Genomic DNA, 14,746 nt, shown 5'->3' on the forward strand with positions numbered 1-14,746 from the left:
GTCAGCATGTGCCCGTGACCTCGTGGCAGCCCGGCTGGGCGGACTTCCCGCCCCCGCTCCTGGAGTTCTGGACCGAGCGGCACCTGTGCACGTTGACGACCCTGCGCGCGGACGGCCGCCCGCACGTCGCACCGGTCGGGGTGGCGCTCGACCTCGAGGAGCGCTGCGCGTGGGTGATCACCGACGGCGGCTCGCTGAAGGCCGCGCACGCGGCCGCCGACGCCCGGGTCGCGGCCTGTCAGGTCGACGGTCGGCGCTGGTCGACGCTCGAGGGCACCGCCCGGGTGCTCGGCGACGGGTCCTCAGTGCGCCGCGCCGAGGAGCGGTACGCCGCCCGCTACAAGCGGCCGCGGCCGAACCCGACCCGGGTGGCACTGCGGATCGAGGTCGAGCGCTTCCTCGTGTCCGCGGCGCTCACGACGACCGGGTGACGGGCCCGGATTCGGACGGTCGTCGGCGAGATGTCAGGCTTGGATCCATGTCCGGCCAGCCTTCTGCACCAGCGCACCACGACGGCGACGGGCTCAGCGACCTCGACCGGGAGATCCTGGCGTTCGAGGCGGACTGGGTCGCCCACGCAGGAGCGAAGGACGAGGCCGTCCGCGCGCGGTTCGAGCTGACGCCGACGGGCTACCACCAGCTGCTCAACCGGCTCATCGACCTGCCCGCCGCCGAGGCGCACGCGCCTCGCCTCGTCCGCCGACTCCGGCGCCGCCGGGCCGCGCGCCAGGAGGAGCGCAGCGCCCGGCGGCTCGCGCAGTGACGACGGTCAGGACTTGTTGCCCTCGATCACGCCCGTGACGGTCTCCGCACCGGAGATCACCTGCATGTTGACCGGGTCGACGATGCCGAGGACGTAGGTCTCGTCGCCCTCCGTGGCGCCGTCCTTGTTGATCTTCACGTAGATCGTGCGCGATCCCGGCAGGAACGACGACGGGTCGATGTAGAAGTCCTGGCCCTGGACCGCCGTGCCGCCGACCACGGCGACCGAGGCGAACCCGTGGGAGAAGTCGCCCTGCAAGGGGATCTCGACGAACTTGCCGGCGCGCTTGGTGTACTCGTCGCGCAGCGGCGGGGCAGCGGCGAACCCGATCGATCCGAGCGGCGCGACGTACGCCGGGTCCGGCGTGGGCAGCTGGTAGGTGCCGACCGCGGGCCGGTGGTCGGAGCCCTTGATGTTCCTCAGGATCTGGGTCGCGACCGGGGACGAGGAGTTCCAGATCTGGTCGATCAGCGCGTTGCTGTGGGTGCCGTACTTCTTCCTCAGCAGCGGACTGCTCGCCCACATCGACGTGAAGTCGAGCCGCTTCTTGAACTGCCGGACCGGGAGCTGCTTCTTGTGCTCGCGGATGTCCTCCTCGTAGCCGGAGTTGAAGTCGCCCAGGACGTAGACCTGGTCACTCTTGCGCTGCTCGTAGCGGGCGGTGCTGATCGCCTTGCGCAGCTGCCGGCGGTACATCTTCTTCGCCTCCGGCCGACCGGGGACGAACTTGCCGCCCTTGACCGTGCCGGTCAGCAGGTGGACGTTGATGAAGCTCAGCTGCTGGCCGCTCGCGCGGTGGAAGAGGCGCACGACCGTGGCCCAGTTGGGGGTCTTGGCCTCGGGACCACCGCCGTTGCGTCCCTCGATCGTGTGGCCGTCGGAGAGCTTGACGCCCCGGCCCGAGACGAAGTCGAGCTGGCGACGGTCCCAGATCACCGGGTTCTGCTGCAGCTGCGGCGGCCGGTAGTAGCCCCAGTCGGCGTCGGCGATGAGCCACTTGTTCTTGTCGTTCATGCCGATCTCCTGGAGACCGAGCACGTCGACGTACGGCGAGGGCCCCGGGGCCGCGCCCTTGAGCTGGGTGACGACCTTCTGGAACGTGTCGACCGTGGCGCGCGAGATCACGTTGTAGGTGCCGACGCGCACCTGCAGCGGGTCGAACTTCCGCGCGTGCGCGGGCGCGGGGGTCGCGGCCCCCGTGGAGGCGGACGTCGCGACGAGAGCGGACAGCGCCAGGACGGCGGCGGCCAGGACTCGGGTGGCGGCACGGTGCACGGAGACTCTCCCTCGAGTTGGGTACGGCACAGGCTAGGGAGGTGGTACCCGATCCGCTGAATTTCGGAACGGTTCTCCCGGTTGAACGAGGTGGCCCCGGCGCCCGGACGCGCAGGAGCCACCTCGTAGCCGATCGGCCGGAGGGAGACGGACCTAAGCGGTGCCGAACCAGCGCCCGAGCGGAGCGATCCGGCGCAGCAACAGCTGGTCGAGCGCGAGGACCACCAGGAGCGAGAGCCCGAAGAACGGCAGCAGGACGCCGAGCGCGACCAGCAGCACCGCGAGCACGGGCGTGGCCCGGAGCGGCAGCCGTCCCCGTGGGGCGCCCAGGGAGGCCTTGCCCCGGGGCCGGCGCCGCCACCACATGAGCGGACCGCTCACGCACATGAAGATGATCGCCAGGCACATCAGCGCGGACCCCCAGAAGGACCACAGCCCGAGGCTGCGGCCCTCGTGCAGCCCGATGCCCTGCGAGACGACCTTGGCGAGCAGCGGGTAGTCGTCGAAGCCGTACGTCGAGACCACCTCGCCGCCGTACCGGTCCACGTGGACGGTGCGCTCGTCGGACGGCGCGTCGAACGCGTAGCCGATCACGGAGTAGACACCGCCCTCGTCGTCGGCGGGCGGCAGCGCGATCGTGAACGGGTGTCGCAGCCCGGCCCGGTCGGCGACCTCGACGGCGGTGTCGACGTTCGCGACGCTGCGCTCGTCGTCCGCCGGCGGGTCCGAGGTCGGCACCTCCGACTCCTGCTGCGCCCAGGGGACGTCCTGCAGGTGGCTGTGCGGCAGCGACTCGTCGAGCGTGGAGGTCGGGTTGCTGATCGCGCCCGGGTCGGTGCTCCACATCGACGTGCCGCGGTCGGTGGCGAGGGTCTGCACCTTCGCCCCCCAGAAGTCCGTCCACGGCAGGCCGCTGACCAGCAGCCCCAGCAGGCCGACGCCGGCGACGGCACCGACCAGGCCGTGGCGCCAGCGCAGCCGGGCGCCGGTGCGGTCGGCCCGGCGGGCGCGCCGCCGGGCGCGCCAGCCGCGGACGAAGAGGTAGTAGCCGGTGATCGCCATCACCAGCGCCCAGCAGGCGGCGAGCTCGATGAGGTAGCCGCCCCACCTGCTCCCCGTCATCAGGTCGGCGTGGAGGCGGATCGCGGTGCCCGAGAGCGTGGTGTCCGGATCGAGCGAGCCGAGCACCTCCGGGCCGTAGGGACTCACGTAGACGTCGCGACCCGCACCGGCCGCGGTCACGATCGAGACGATCGTCGGGGCGCCGTCGTCGCGCGGCTCGGCGAGCGAGACCGCGGTGGAGCCGGGGTACGCCGACTCCACGACCGCGAGCTGTTGCAGGTACGGCTGCGCGACGGCGCCGTCGGAAGCGTCGGCCTTCATCAGGTCGGGGTGCAGCAGCGGCTCGAGCTGGAAGCGGAACAGGTAGATCAGGCCGGTCACCGCGAGCAGCAGCAGCACGGGGACGACCAGGAAGCTGGCGAAGAAGTGCCAGCGCCAGACGGCGCGGAACCATCCTCCGCCGGACGTGGCGGGCCGCCGGGGTGGGTCGGCGGTCTCGCGCCGGGGCGCGACGACGTCGGTCATGGGAGATCTCCTCGAAGGCGTGACGGTGCGCCCCGGGCAGGTGGGGGTGCACCAGTGCGCCGGGACCCAGGACGGGTCCGGCGCGGGGATGGGCTGGTCAGGCTGCGAGGAGAGGAGGCCCGCGACGCGAGTCGGGCCGGACCAGCCAGACCGAGCGGGGGCCCGCCGGCGCCCGCCGGGCGCCGACGGCGGTGATCCGCGGCGGCAGGACGACCGGACGGAGCACCAGGGCGATCGCGAGCACGCGGCGCCCGCCGAGCGCGAGGAGCGTGAAGAGGCAGCGCTCGCCGTACGCGAGCCAGAGCCCGACGAGCGCGGCCGCCGCGAGGTGCGCGGCCATCATCGGCGCGTGGGCGGCCAGGTCCTCGACGAGGTGGCCGATCGGCAGGCTCGGCGCGAGACCGCCCGCCTGATGGGTGGCGCCGTCGTAGGCGTCCTGGAGCGAGCCGACGCGGTGGCCGTCGACCACGGGCAGCGCGTCGAGCGCGGCCGGGCGCGGGGTGGGACCGGCGGCGGCGCGGTCACCCGCGTGGCCGGCCGTGACCGTCAGCACCAGGTGGATGACGGTCTGTCCGCCGACGAGCAGCGCCACCAGGCGCAGAGGCGTCGCCTGCCGGGTGAGCATCGGCGCGCTGAGCGCCACCGACATCAGCAGCAGGACGACGAGGAACGCCGGCCCCGGCAGCAGGCCGTCGGCCGTGACGTGGCCGACCACGCCGAGGAAGAACGCGACGACACCGAGGAGGACGGCGCGTGCCCACAGCACGGCGGCATCCACCCTGGTCGTCATGGCCGACAGTGTCCCACGGGCCGGCGGCGGGGACCGTGCCGGCGCAGCGACCGGCCATTCCCCGCCTGACCGCCCGTGGTCAGTCGGCGCGGGCGAGCGCCTGCTCGCAGCCGAGCAGCAGCACCCCGGCGCTCCAGGCGTGGGAGAGCGTGAGGTACATGCCCTTCGGCTGGAAGCACTCGGTCTGGTAGTAGCGCTCGGTGATCATGCCGCGGTATCCGTTGACCTGGCCGTCGGCGACCGGCACCAGCTGCCGGAAGCAGGCGAGCGCCTCGTGCGCGCGCTCGGCGTAGAACGGGTCGTCGAGCGCCTCGGAGAGCGCGAGCATCTCGTCGGTGCACACGAGGCCGTAGGCGTGGACGTGCTGGTTGGACGGCGAGGCCTGGTCGCTGCCGCGGGTCGCGAAGCCGTACGTCGCGAGCGGCGTGCGCTCCGGGAACTCGACGTTGTAGCTGTAGCGGAAGGTCAGCAGCCAGTCGGCCGAGCGGCGGGCGAGGTCGAGCCAGCGCTCCGCGCCGGTGCGCCGCCACAGCGCGAGGTAGGCCATCAGCGCGCAGTAGCCGTCCTCCGACGTGGGCGCGAGGTCGACGTCCTCGGGCGCACCGTAGACGCACTCGTCGAGCACGAAGCGCGCGTAGTAGTCGCCGGCCCGCTCGGCGGCGGCGAGGTAGGCGTCGTCCCCGGACTCCGCGAGGGCGGCGCCGAACATCAGCCCCGAGGCGCCGGCCCACGAGACGACCTCGCCGGTGTGGGCGTCGTGCACCGAGCCGAGGTTGCCGTCGTCGCGCTGGCGGGCGACGACCGCGTCGAGGTTGGCGCGGTGGGCCCGCTCCCAGCCCGGCCTGGGCTCCAGCGCCAGCGCCCGCCCGAGGAACAGCGTGGCCTCGCCGAGCGTGCGGGCGTGCAGGCCGCCCTCGATCGGCGTCCAGCTCTGCGACCAGCCGCGCTCCCGGTACCACGTGCCCCAGAAGGTGCCGCAGGGCGCGGGGTTGTCGCAGATCAGGTCGACGACGCGCTCGGCGGCCGCGACGTAGGCATCGTTGCCGAGGCGGCGCCCGTGTCGCAGCAGCGCATAGGCCCACGGGATGCCGCTGACCCAGCCGACGTGCATCGCCTGCCGGTCGACGCTCCGCCCGTCCCGGCCGGACACCTCGCGGTCGAAGCCGACCGTCTCGAGCAGGACGCCGGGATCGGGGTCGTAGTGCCAGCGGTGCAGCCCCTCGGCGGCGACCTCGGCGGCCGTCGCCGCGTCGACCCACGGGGAGACCGGGGCGCCGGCCACCCGCAACGACCAGTCCTCGCGGAGCAGCGCGGCGTAGTCGTGACGGTCGGACGACAGCTCCGCGACCCCGATGGTGAACGTCTGGCGCTCCCCCGGACGCCAGGCGTACGACGCCGCCTGGGCCGGCCGCGGCTCGGCCGAGCCGTAGTAGGTCATCGGGGCCTCGGCGAACGGGAACCGCAGCCCGACCCGCGCCCTGCCGTCCCGGTGATCGAGGGACAGGCCCGTGATGCCCACGGCGGTCGTCTCGTCGCCGATGAGCGCGATGCCGCCGTCGTCGCCCCAGACGAACGACGCGGGCGTGGCCGCGCGGTCGGCCCGGAACTCCCAGTGGTCGCTGACCATCTCGTCGGGCCGGTCGGCGCCGGCCTCGAACCGCGGGAAGATCCGGAAGCACTCGGCGGGCCGGTTCTCGCCGTAGAAGAGGCCGGGCATCAGCCACCACGGGTCGGCGGCGGGCACCGACGCGGTGACCTCGACGCTGGCCACCACCGGCGTGTCGCCGGCGTTGGTGACGGTGATCGTCAGCTCGCGCCGGCCGGAGGGGTACGTCGGGCCCCACGCCCGGTCGACCTCGAGCCCGGGCGCGCGGACCTCAACCATCGAGAGGGGTCACCGTGATCGACGCGGTCGGCTCGTCGAGGTCGTCCTCGACGAGGTTCACCTCGACGACGTCCGTGGGGTCCGCGCGCGGGATCCGGAAGGTGCGGATCTGGCTGGGGCCGAAGTCGGTCTCGACCCGGATGCCGGCGACGGGCAGGTCGAGGACCGCCGTCGCCGGGCGACCCGACATCTCGACCGCGCGCACGACCAGGTCGTCGTCGTCCTCGTGCTGCTTCACGGCGGTGACCATGACCTGCCCGCCGCCGTCGGCGAGGAACGAGTACGCCGCGGGCCGCGGGCCGTCGTGGAAGCTCTCCTGCATCGCCCGCACGGGACCGCCGAGCTCGGCGGCGCGCCGGTGCAGGCCCGCCGCGCGCCAGTCTCCGGCGTGCGGGACGAGCAGGTAGCGCCACGTCTGGCTGCCCTGGTCCTGGAAGGAGTAGAACCCCTCGGGGTCGAGCAGCCGCGGGTCGTGCCACGAGTAGACCGGGCTGCGCACGGCGGTGATGCCGATGCTGGCGCTGCGGTCGTCGTCGGCCGGCGCCACGTCGTACCCGTGCTTGGCGTCGTTGACGACCGCGAGGCCGGCGGGGCGCCCGTCGACCGTGCCGGAGAGGTCGACCCACGACTGCGCGGGCTCCTCCGCACCGTCGACCGGTCGCTCGAGGGTGCCGAACGGGATCTCGTACGTCGCGACGGGGTCGTCGATCGCGACCGGGAAGCGCAGCTTCATCAGGTGTGCCTGCTCGCGCCAGTCGATCGTGACGCGCACCTCGACCTGGTCGCCGTCCTCGCCGAGGATCAGCTCCTCGACCATCGTCGAGCGGCCCCACTCGCGCTCGATGCGCAGCCGGGCGCGCAGCTGGCCGTCCTCGCGGAGGATGGTCCGCGTGGTGCGCATCGGCTCGCCGGGCCAGTCGTAGGAGAGCACCCGGTGGCCCCAGGTGTCGGTCGGGTCGTCGCAGATCTGGGTGTGCTGACCGCGCGCACCCTTGACGACGTCGACGCCGGTGCGCTTGTCGAGGAGGCTCGAGAGCCACCCGGTCCTCTTGTCGATCTCGACGCGCAGGACGGCGTTCTCCAGCGACGTCTCGGTGGCGGTGAGCCGGCCCGGCTCGCCGTTCGACCAAGGCAGGTCGGCCGGCTGCTGACCGCGCACCATCCGGAAGAGCCGGTAGCCGAGCGCGGGCACCTCGGCCTTGAACGCGGTCGCGCCGCGTCCCTTGTCGTCGGTCGTCGCGACCGACTGGATCCGCTGCGACGGCACCAGCGCGCCGGCGTCGTCGACGACGTGGACCCCCGTCGGTGCCACGCCGTACTGCATCTCGACGTGCGCGGTGACGGGCCACGGGTGCGGGTTGAAGACGATCACCGGCGAGGTGGCCGTGTCCGTGTCGACGGCGACGTCGCGGGCGATCACGTTCTGCGAGCGGGTGATGATCCGCTTCGCGATCGCGACCGACTCGCCGAGCTGGTCGCGCGCGTCGTCGTACGCCGACTCGATGGCCGAGCCCGGCAGCACGTCGTGGAACTGGTTGAAGAGCACCTGCTTCCAGGCGCGGTCGAGGTCGTCGTGGGGGTACGCCGTCAGGCCGTCGCGGGCGGTGATCGCCGCCCAGCGCTCGGCCGAGAGCACGGCGGCCTGGGCGCGTCGCTGCCACGCCTTGATGCCGGAGTGGGAGGAGTAGCAGCCGGCCGCATGGTGCTGGAGGTCGTCGCGGCGCACGGTCAGCTGCGCGAGGCCGTCCTCGCCGAGGCGGGCCGCGACCTCGTCGAAGTAGTCGCGGGGAGAGGACATGCGCATCCTTCCGAAGGAGCCCATCCGGTCGTAGCGGTGGATGGACTCGATGTTGGCCTTGGTCGGGCCGCCGCCGTGGTTGCCGACCCCGTAGAAGACCATCAGCGTGTCGAGCGAGCGGTCGAGCTGGCCGAGCGACTTCTCGGTCTGACCGGCGACCTCGCCCGGCGGCGAGCAGTACTCGAACGGGATGCGGTAGGCGAGGACCCGGCTGCCGTCGGGCGCCTCCCACCAGAAGAGCGTGTCGTCGAGGTCGCTCTCGTGGGGTCCCGGGCGCAGGAAGCAGTAGGAGTCCATGACCTGGCCGCGCAGGATCTGCGGGAGCATCACGTTGTGGCCGAACGGGTCGACGTTCATGCCGACGGTGGCGGTCCTGCCGAAGCGGGAGCGCAGGTAGCGCTGACCGACCAGGCCCTGGCGGACGAAGGACTCCCCCGACGGCATGTTGCAGTCGGGCTCGACCCACCAGCCGCCGGTGTTGACCCAGCGGCCCTCCGCGACCCATTCCCGGATCCGCGCGAAGAGCGCGGGGTCGGACTCCTCGACCCACGACAGCAGCACGATCTGGTCGCAGGTGAAGACGAAGTCGTCGTACTCCTCCATACGCTCGATCGCCGACCAGAAGGTCGCCCGCGCCTCCTGGTAGCCCTCCTGCCACGGCCACAGCCACACCGGGTCGAGGTGGGCGTTGCCGACCATGTGCAGCGTGCGGTCGGGTGTCGAGGTCGGCCGCGGCGTCGGCGGGAGGTCCTTGGGCTGGGCGCCCGACGGTGCGTTGGCGATGGGTGCGGGGCGGTCCGGCTCGTCCATCTAGATCGGGTCCTCCTCGGCGGCCCAGGCGTCGATCTTCTCACTGATCACGTGCATCATCAGCGTGTGCATCTCCTGGATGCGCGGCGTCGCCGACGACGGTACGACGAGCGCGAGGTCGGCGTACTCTCGGCACTTCCCTCCGGTGCCGCCGCCGAAGAGCAGCGTCCGGGCGCCCTTCGCGCGGGCGGCGACCAGCGCGGCGACGACGTTGGCGGAATTGCCGCTGGTGGTGAAGACGCAGACGACGTCGCCGGGCCGGGCCAGCGCCTCGACCTGTCGGGCGAAGACGTCGTCGAAGGAGTAGTCGTTTCCGATGCAGGTCATGACGGTGGCGTCGGTGGACAGCGTCACCGCCGGCAGCGGCCGGCGGTCGCGCTTGTAGTGGCCGACCACCTCGCCGGTGAAGTGCTGCGCGTCGGCCGCGCTGCCGCCGTTGCCCATCGTCCAGAGCGTGCCGCCGGCGGCGAGCGCGGCGATCAGCTCCTCGCCGACGCGGTCGACCTCGGGCACGAGGTCGAGGAGGGCGGTGGCGACGCCGATGTGGTCCGCGACGTGCGCGTGCATCCAGTCAGCCACGGGACACCTGCTCCAGGGCGACGGCGCCCGCGCCGACGACGCAGACCGCGTCTCCGAGGCGGGCCAGCTCGATCCTCGCCGTACGGGCCGCGGGACCCATCGCGTCGCGACGCACCTGGGTGCGGATCGGGTCCAGCAGCATCGAGCCGGACCGGGTGACGCCGCCGCCGAGCACCACCAGCTCGGGCTCGAAGACGTTGACCAGGTCGGTGATCGCGCTGCCGAGCGCGTCGGTGGTCTCGGTCCAGATCCGGCGGGCGAGCGGGTCGCCCTGGGCCGCGGCTCGCGAGACGTCGGCCGCCGTGACCCGGTCGAGCCGGGCGAGCGCCGAGTCGGTCACGTCGACGACGGCCTCCTGCGCGCGCTCGGCGATCGAGCTGCCGGAGGCGTAGGCCTCGACGCAGCCACGCCGGCCGCAGGAGCACGGACGTCCGCCGCGCTCGACCATGACGTGGCCGAACTCGCCGCCGTTGCCGGCCGAGCCGTGGTGCAGACGGCCGTCGATGACCGCGCCGCCGCCGATGCCGGTCGAGACCGTCAGGTAGACCATCGTGCCCACTCCGGCGCCGGCGCCGAAGAGGTGCTCGGCGCGGGCGCCGGCCGTGGCGTCGTTCTCCAGGTGCGCCGGCGCGCCGAACGCCTCGGTCGCGAGAGCACCGATCGGCACGTCGACCCAGCCGGGCAGGTGCGGCGGGCACTCCAGCACTCCTGCGGCGGAGTCCAGTGGTCCGCCGCAGGAGATGCCGACGGCGGCGACCGGGCCGGTCCCCGCGGCCTCGATCGCCGTGTGGCCGAGCTCGAAGAGCCGCTTGAGCACGGCCTCCGGGCCCTCCTCGCGCCGGGTGGGCGCAAGCTGCCAGCCGTGCGTCGTCCCGTCCGCGGTCACGACCGCCACCGCGAGCTTGGTACCCCCGACGTCCAGCGCGAGCACGGGCGGGGCGTCAGGCGGGAACGCCTGCTGCATGAGTTCCTCCGGTGTCCCTGATCCGAGTGTGGGATCGTTTGCCTGTGGCATCGATCCCACATGGATCCTAGGTGGCGTGGGTCACGGGGGTCAACACACTCGCGGCGAAATATGGGAACGTGTGCAGAGCCCCGCGGCCGGGATAGTCCGTCACGATCTGGCTGTCGGGGAGCGCTCCCACCCACCGGAAGGTGGCGGACTATCCCGACGGACGGGCTCAGAGCGGGCCGGTGGAGCCGCGGGTGCGGAGGGTGGCGTCGAGGATGGTGGTCTGCGGGGCGCCGACGGGGTCCTCGAGACGGGCGAGCAGGCGGCGTACGGCGGCCGCGCCCATCTCGACGGAGTCCTGGGCGACCGCGGTCACGCCGGGGGTCACCATGCTCATCCAGGGCGCGTCGTCGAAGGCGACCAGGCTGATGTCGCCGGGCACCGAGAGTCCGAGCTCGGCGATCGCGCGCCACGCGCCCTCGGCCAGCACGTTGTTGGCCGCGAACACCGCCGTCGGCCGCGACCGTCCGCCGAGCATCTGCACGGCGCGGGCGCGCGAGCCCTCGACGTCCCAGCCGGTCGCGACGACCAGGTCCGGATCGACGGCGACACCCGCCGCGCCGAGCGCCGCGACGTAGCCGTCGTAGCGTCCGCGGCCGGTCGTCCAGTCCGTCTCGTCGATGAAGAGCGCGATCCGTCGGTGGCCGAGCTCGAGCAGGTGCTCGGTGGCGGCGCGGGCGCCGGCGGCGTTGTCGACGACGACACCGTCGCTCCCGTCGGGGGTGAACTGCCGGTCGACCTCGACGATCGGGACCCGGTGGCGGGCGAGGTACTCCGGCACGGCCGCCGAGGTCGGCGTCAGGATCACCCCGCCCACGCGCAGCGCCACGAACGCCTCGGCGATCGCCGCGTCGTCGGCCGCCGACGAGAGCCCGTCGTCGACGAGCATCGTGGTGTAGCCGCTCAACCGCGCCTGCTGGCTCGCCCCGGCCGCGAGGTCGGCGTAGAACTGGTTGCGCAGGTCGGTGACGAGGATGCCGATCGACCGGCTCACCTGCTGCTTGAGGTTGCGGGCCATCACGTCGGGGACGTAGCCGAGCTTCTCCGCGGTGCGCAGCACCTTCTTGCGCACCGGCTCCGCGACGTACCCCCGCCCCGAGAGCGCCCGCGACGCCGTCGACCGCGAGACGCCGGCGGTCTCGGCGACGTCGCGCAGCGTCGCGCGCCGGGCCACCTCGCTCATCGGATGGGCTCCGGCACGACGTCGAGGAGCGCCTCGGCGTGCTGGCCCAGGCGCAGCCCGCCGATGGTCAGGTCCACGGCGACCCGGGCCCGCCTGCGCGGCGGACCGTCGACGACGATCGTCACTTCCACGTGCTCCGTCCCTCCTGCGGGCAGCTGTCGGCGCACCCGCCCCGAGCTGTCCCAACCGTAGGGGTTCACCGGCTCGATCTCCGCCAGAACGTCGCGATCGAACGGGTTTCGCACCTCGACCGTCAGCCGCAGCTCGCGCCCCGGCTCGACCAGGGAGTAGTACGGCGTCAGCCGCGCCAGGATGCTGTCGGCGCCGAGATCGAGCTCGTCGGGCAGCAGCAGGTCGTGCAGCTCGACCACCTCCTCGCCACGGCGTGCGAGCATCGCGAGATAGGCGTCGTCGACCCACCGCGGCCGCCAGTGTCCGCTCACCATCAGCTCGGGCCGCAGCCGGGCGTAGAGGGCCGCGCTCTTGCGGAAGTCCTCGACCCGGAACCGGTTGCGGTACTGGTAGTTGAGCGTCTCCTGGCGCTCGTCCGGCACCCACGAGCCGTCCTGCTGGTCACCGGTGACCAGGACCCGGACGCCGTCGACGACGAGCTCGTACGCCGCCGCGAACAGGGTGTGGCCGGGCAGGTCGTGGACGGTGATGTCGTACTCCCGCCACCGCACCGTGCCGCCGACCTCGAGCACGACGTCGCTCGGGATCGGGTCGAACCACGTGCACGGCAGGTCGTGGTGCAGCGGCGTCGCCAGGACCGGCGCGATGTGTGCGGGTGTCCAGATCTCGGTGCCCTCGACGTCGCGCAGCAGCGGCATCCCGGCCACGTGGTCGTCGTGGTAGTGCGTGGGGATCGCGACCTCGACGTGCGTGACCCCGTGGTCGCGCCGGAGCGCCGGCAGCGAGGCGAGCCACGGCCGCCGGGCCGCGCGGTCGAAGCCGGACGGCAACCCGGTGGTCTGGTCGAACCCGAAGTCGAAGACCAGCGCCGCGCCGGACTCCGAGACCAGCACGTAGGAGTAGGAGAGGCTGCTCCGGTTGCGCAGCAGGTGGGGCGTGAGCACCTCGAAGGGGTCCTCCAGCCGGCCGCGCAGGTCCCACGGGTCGGGGCGTCGCGAGTCGACGTACCGCTGCATGGTCGTCTCGAGGGCCTGCAGCGCTCCGACCGGATCGGCCATCGGCTCGCCGTGCGACGGGCACAGCAGGTCGAGCCCCTGCTCCTGCAGCTGGATCGCGGAGAGCACCGTCATCGCCGGACCCTCGGTCTCGGTGTAGGACCACTGCATCGCCGCGAGCGACCAGACCTTGCCGGGCGCGTAGACGAGGTCCCCGGTGAATCCGACCCGCAGGTCGCCGACCTGCACGACGTAGGTCACCGACCCCGGCGTGTGGCCCGGCGTCGGCAGCGCGAGCACCTCGACCCCGCCGTACGGCGCGGAGCGGTACTCCTGCGCGAGTCCGTCGACCGGCACCGGCTCGAGGATCGAGAACCGGTCCTCGCGCAGGTTGTAGTCCTCGACGATCTGCCGCCGCTCCCACATCCGGTCGACGCGGGCGAAGAGGTCCTGCTCGACCGGCGGGACGATGATCTCGACGCCCGCGTCGACCGCGCGCGCGAGCCCCTGCGCCTGGTCGCGGTGGTGGTGTGTCATCAGCACGTGGGTCAGCCGGTCGACCCCCATCTCGCCGAGCTGGTCGAGCACCGCGCCGGACCCGAAGTCGATCGCGATCCCGGTCCCGTCGGGCGACCTCACGACGTAGACGGCGACGGTGTCCCGGACGCGGAACAGCCCGGGGGCCAGCTCGTCGACCATGAGGTAACGTTCCCACAATGCCGGTGCTGCGGGCCACTGTGGAGGGCTTCTACGGGCCGCCGTGGAGCCACGAGGAGCGCCTCGCGCACCTCTCCTTCTGCGCCGGGGTGGGTCTCGACACCTACGTCTACGGCCCCAAGGACGACCCGTGGCACCGGGCGCGCTGGCGCGACCCCTACCCGCCGGCCGAGCTCGACCGGCTGGCGTCGCTCGTGGCGCACGCCGGGTCGGTGGGCGTCACCTTCGTCTTCGCGATCCATCCCGGCCTGTCGATGCGCTGGGACGACCCCGCCGAACAGGAGACGCTGCACGCGAAGGCCGCGCAGCTGTGGGAGATCGGCGTACGCCGGTTCGCTCTCTTCTTCGACGACATCGACTACACCGACGACCCCGCGGCCGACGGTGCGGCGCACGCCCGGGTCGGCGCGCGCTTCGTCGACGGCTTCCTGGTGCCACGCAGCGCCGCGCCGACGCGGGAGTCGCCCTTCTTCGTCGTGCCGACCGACTACGCCGGCAATCAGACCTCGGCGTACCGCACCGGCTTCGGGGCGCACCTGCCCGACCACACCCTCGTCTTCTGGACCGGGTCCGACATCGTGGTCGGTGCGATCAGCGACGACGACGTCCGGACCGCGCACGCGGCGTTCGGGCGGCCGCTGGCGCTGTGGGACAACTTCCCGGTCAACGACTTCGACCCGAAGCGGGTGTTCCTGGGCCCGCTCGTCGACCGGCCCACCGGCTTCGAGCACGGCGTCCTCGCCGGCATCATGGCCAACCCGATGGTGCAGCCGCGCGCGTCCCGGATCGCGCTCGCGACCGTGGCGGAGTACGCCGCCGACCCCGCGGCGTACGACGCCCGCGCGGCCCATGAGCGGGCCCTGAAGGCGCTCGTCCCGCCGGAGCTGGTGCCGCTCGTCGAGGTCTGCTCGTCGTGGCCGCCCTCGGCCTCCCCCGCCCCGTGGCTGGACGACCTCGTCGCGGCGGGCGACGCCGACGGCCTCGTCGCCGCCCTGCGCCCCCTCGCGGACCTGCCCGACCTCGACCACCCGCTCGCCGACGAGCTCGCCGCGTGGGTGCGCGCCGGCCGCGCGATGGCCCGGGCCGGGATCGCCGCCGCGACCGGCGACCTCGACACCGCCCGCGACGCGCTCGCCGAGGCGGAGTCCGGCGACGCCGACGTGCTGCGCTCGGTCGTCGCGCCCTACGTCCGGTCGCGCCTCGTGTCCTGAGTCGGAGAC

Annotated in this window: 12 protein-coding genes; 3 read left to right on the forward strand and 9 right to left on the reverse strand. The window is 73.1% G+C overall.

The window, feature by feature from the left end; all coding sequences use genetic code 11:
* Nucleotides 1–14: 14 nt before the first annotated feature.
* Nucleotides 15–431 (forward strand): TIGR03618 family F420-dependent PPOX class oxidoreductase, encoded by a 417-nt coding sequence (locus PZ894_RS19395; RefSeq protein WP_275747350.1) that lies wholly within the window; start codon nucleotides 15–17, stop codon nucleotides 429–431.
* 47 nt (nucleotides 432–478) lie between these two features.
* Complete coding sequence (locus PZ894_RS19400) at nucleotides 479–763, forward strand: DUF3263 domain-containing protein (RefSeq protein WP_275747352.1); 285 nt, start codon at nucleotides 479–481, stop codon at nucleotides 761–763.
* A gap of 6 nt (nucleotides 764–769) precedes the next feature.
* On the opposite strand, the gene PZ894_RS19405 is transcribed toward PZ894_RS19400, so the two are convergent.
* The 9 genes from PZ894_RS19405 to PZ894_RS19445 form a co-directional block, all read right to left on the reverse strand.
* Complete coding sequence (locus PZ894_RS19405) at nucleotides 770–2,038, reverse strand: endonuclease/exonuclease/phosphatase family protein (protein ID WP_275747354.1); 1,269 nt, start codon at nucleotides 2,036–2,038, stop codon at nucleotides 770–772.
* Nucleotides 2,039–2,191: 153 nt separating this feature from the next.
* On the reverse strand, nucleotides 2,192–3,625 hold the full coding sequence (locus tag PZ894_RS19410) for a PepSY domain-containing protein (RefSeq protein ID WP_275747356.1): 1,434 nt from the start codon (nucleotides 3,623–3,625) through the stop codon (nucleotides 2,192–2,194).
* A gap of 97 nt (nucleotides 3,626–3,722) precedes the next feature.
* A complete protein-coding gene (locus PZ894_RS19415) occupies nucleotides 3,723–4,415 on the reverse strand; it encodes a hypothetical protein (RefSeq protein WP_275747357.1) in 693 nt (230 codons plus the stop codon).
* A gap of 79 nt (nucleotides 4,416–4,494) precedes the next feature.
* Nucleotides 4,495–6,300 (reverse strand): hypothetical protein, encoded by a 1,806-nt coding sequence (locus tag PZ894_RS19420; protein WP_275747358.1) that lies wholly within the window; start codon nucleotides 6,298–6,300, stop codon nucleotides 4,495–4,497.
* Nucleotides 6,293–8,908: an alpha-mannosidase gene (locus PZ894_RS19425; protein WP_275747360.1), complete on the reverse strand. Its 2,616-nt coding sequence runs from the start codon at nucleotides 8,906–8,908 to the stop codon at nucleotides 6,293–6,295. Before PZ894_RS19425 ends, PZ894_RS19420 begins: the two co-directional genes overlap by 8 nt.
* Nucleotides 8,909–9,487 (reverse strand): SIS domain-containing protein, encoded by a 579-nt coding sequence (locus PZ894_RS19430; protein WP_275747362.1) that lies wholly within the window; start codon nucleotides 9,485–9,487, stop codon nucleotides 8,909–8,911.
* Complete coding sequence (locus PZ894_RS19435) at nucleotides 9,480–10,451, reverse strand: ROK family protein (RefSeq protein ID WP_275747363.1); 972 nt, start codon at nucleotides 10,449–10,451, stop codon at nucleotides 9,480–9,482. The genes PZ894_RS19430 and PZ894_RS19435 overlap by 8 nt, the downstream gene beginning before the upstream one ends.
* Before the next feature lie 217 nt (nucleotides 10,452–10,668).
* Nucleotides 10,669–11,682 carry a LacI family DNA-binding transcriptional regulator gene (locus PZ894_RS19440; protein WP_275747364.1) on the reverse strand — a complete coding sequence of 338 codons (1,014 nt, stop codon included), beginning with the start codon at nucleotides 11,680–11,682 and terminating at the stop codon, nucleotides 10,669–10,671.
* Complete coding sequence (locus PZ894_RS19445; RefSeq protein ID WP_275747365.1) at nucleotides 11,679–13,508, reverse strand: MBL fold metallo-hydrolase; 1,830 nt, start codon at nucleotides 13,506–13,508, stop codon at nucleotides 11,679–11,681. The genes PZ894_RS19440 and PZ894_RS19445 overlap by 4 nt, the downstream gene beginning before the upstream one ends.
* 17 nt (nucleotides 13,509–13,525) lie before the next feature.
* On the opposite strand from PZ894_RS19445, the gene PZ894_RS19450 reads away from it, so the two are divergent.
* Nucleotides 13,526–14,737: a protein O-GlcNAcase gene (locus PZ894_RS19450; RefSeq protein WP_275747366.1), complete on the forward strand. Its 1,212-nt coding sequence runs from the start codon at nucleotides 13,526–13,528 to the stop codon at nucleotides 14,735–14,737.
* The last annotated feature ends 9 nt before the right edge of the window (nucleotides 14,738–14,746 follow it).

This window comes from Nocardioides sp. YIM 152315 (assembly GCF_029210375.1).
In the GTDB taxonomy this organism is placed as follows: Bacteria; Actinomycetota; Actinomycetes; order Propionibacteriales; family Nocardioidaceae; genus Nocardioides.

What these genes read in the sequence shown, in the direction of transcription:
- PZ894_RS19410 (WP_275747356.1), bottom strand. Translation starts at nt 3,625, where the DNA reads ATGACCGACGTCGTCGCGCCCCGGCGCGAGACCGCCGACCCACCCCGG.
- PZ894_RS19450 (WP_275747366.1), top strand. Translation starts at nt 13,526, where the DNA reads ATGCCGGTGCTGCGGGCCACTGTGGAGGGCTTCTACGGGCCGCCGTGG.
- PZ894_RS19425 (WP_275747360.1), bottom strand. Translation starts at nt 8,908, where the DNA reads ATGGACGAGCCGGACCGCCCCGCACCCATCGCCAACGCACCGTCGGGC.
- PZ894_RS19400 (WP_275747352.1), top strand. Translation starts at nt 479, where the DNA reads ATGTCCGGCCAGCCTTCTGCACCAGCGCACCACGACGGCGACGGGCTC.
- PZ894_RS19440 (WP_275747364.1), bottom strand. Translation starts at nt 11,682, where the DNA reads ATGAGCGAGGTGGCCCGGCGCGCGACGCTGCGCGACGTCGCCGAGACC.
- PZ894_RS19420 (WP_275747358.1), bottom strand. Translation starts at nt 6,300, where the DNA reads ATGGTTGAGGTCCGCGCGCCCGGGCTCGAGGTCGACCGGGCGTGGGGC.
- PZ894_RS19415 (WP_275747357.1), bottom strand. Translation starts at nt 4,415, where the DNA reads ATGACGACCAGGGTGGATGCCGCCGTGCTGTGGGCACGCGCCGTCCTC.
- PZ894_RS19435 (WP_275747363.1), bottom strand. Translation starts at nt 10,451, where the DNA reads ATGCAGCAGGCGTTCCCGCCTGACGCCCCGCCCGTGCTCGCGCTGGAC.
- PZ894_RS19445 (WP_275747365.1), bottom strand. Translation starts at nt 13,508, where the DNA reads ATGGTCGACGAGCTGGCCCCCGGGCTGTTCCGCGTCCGGGACACCGTC.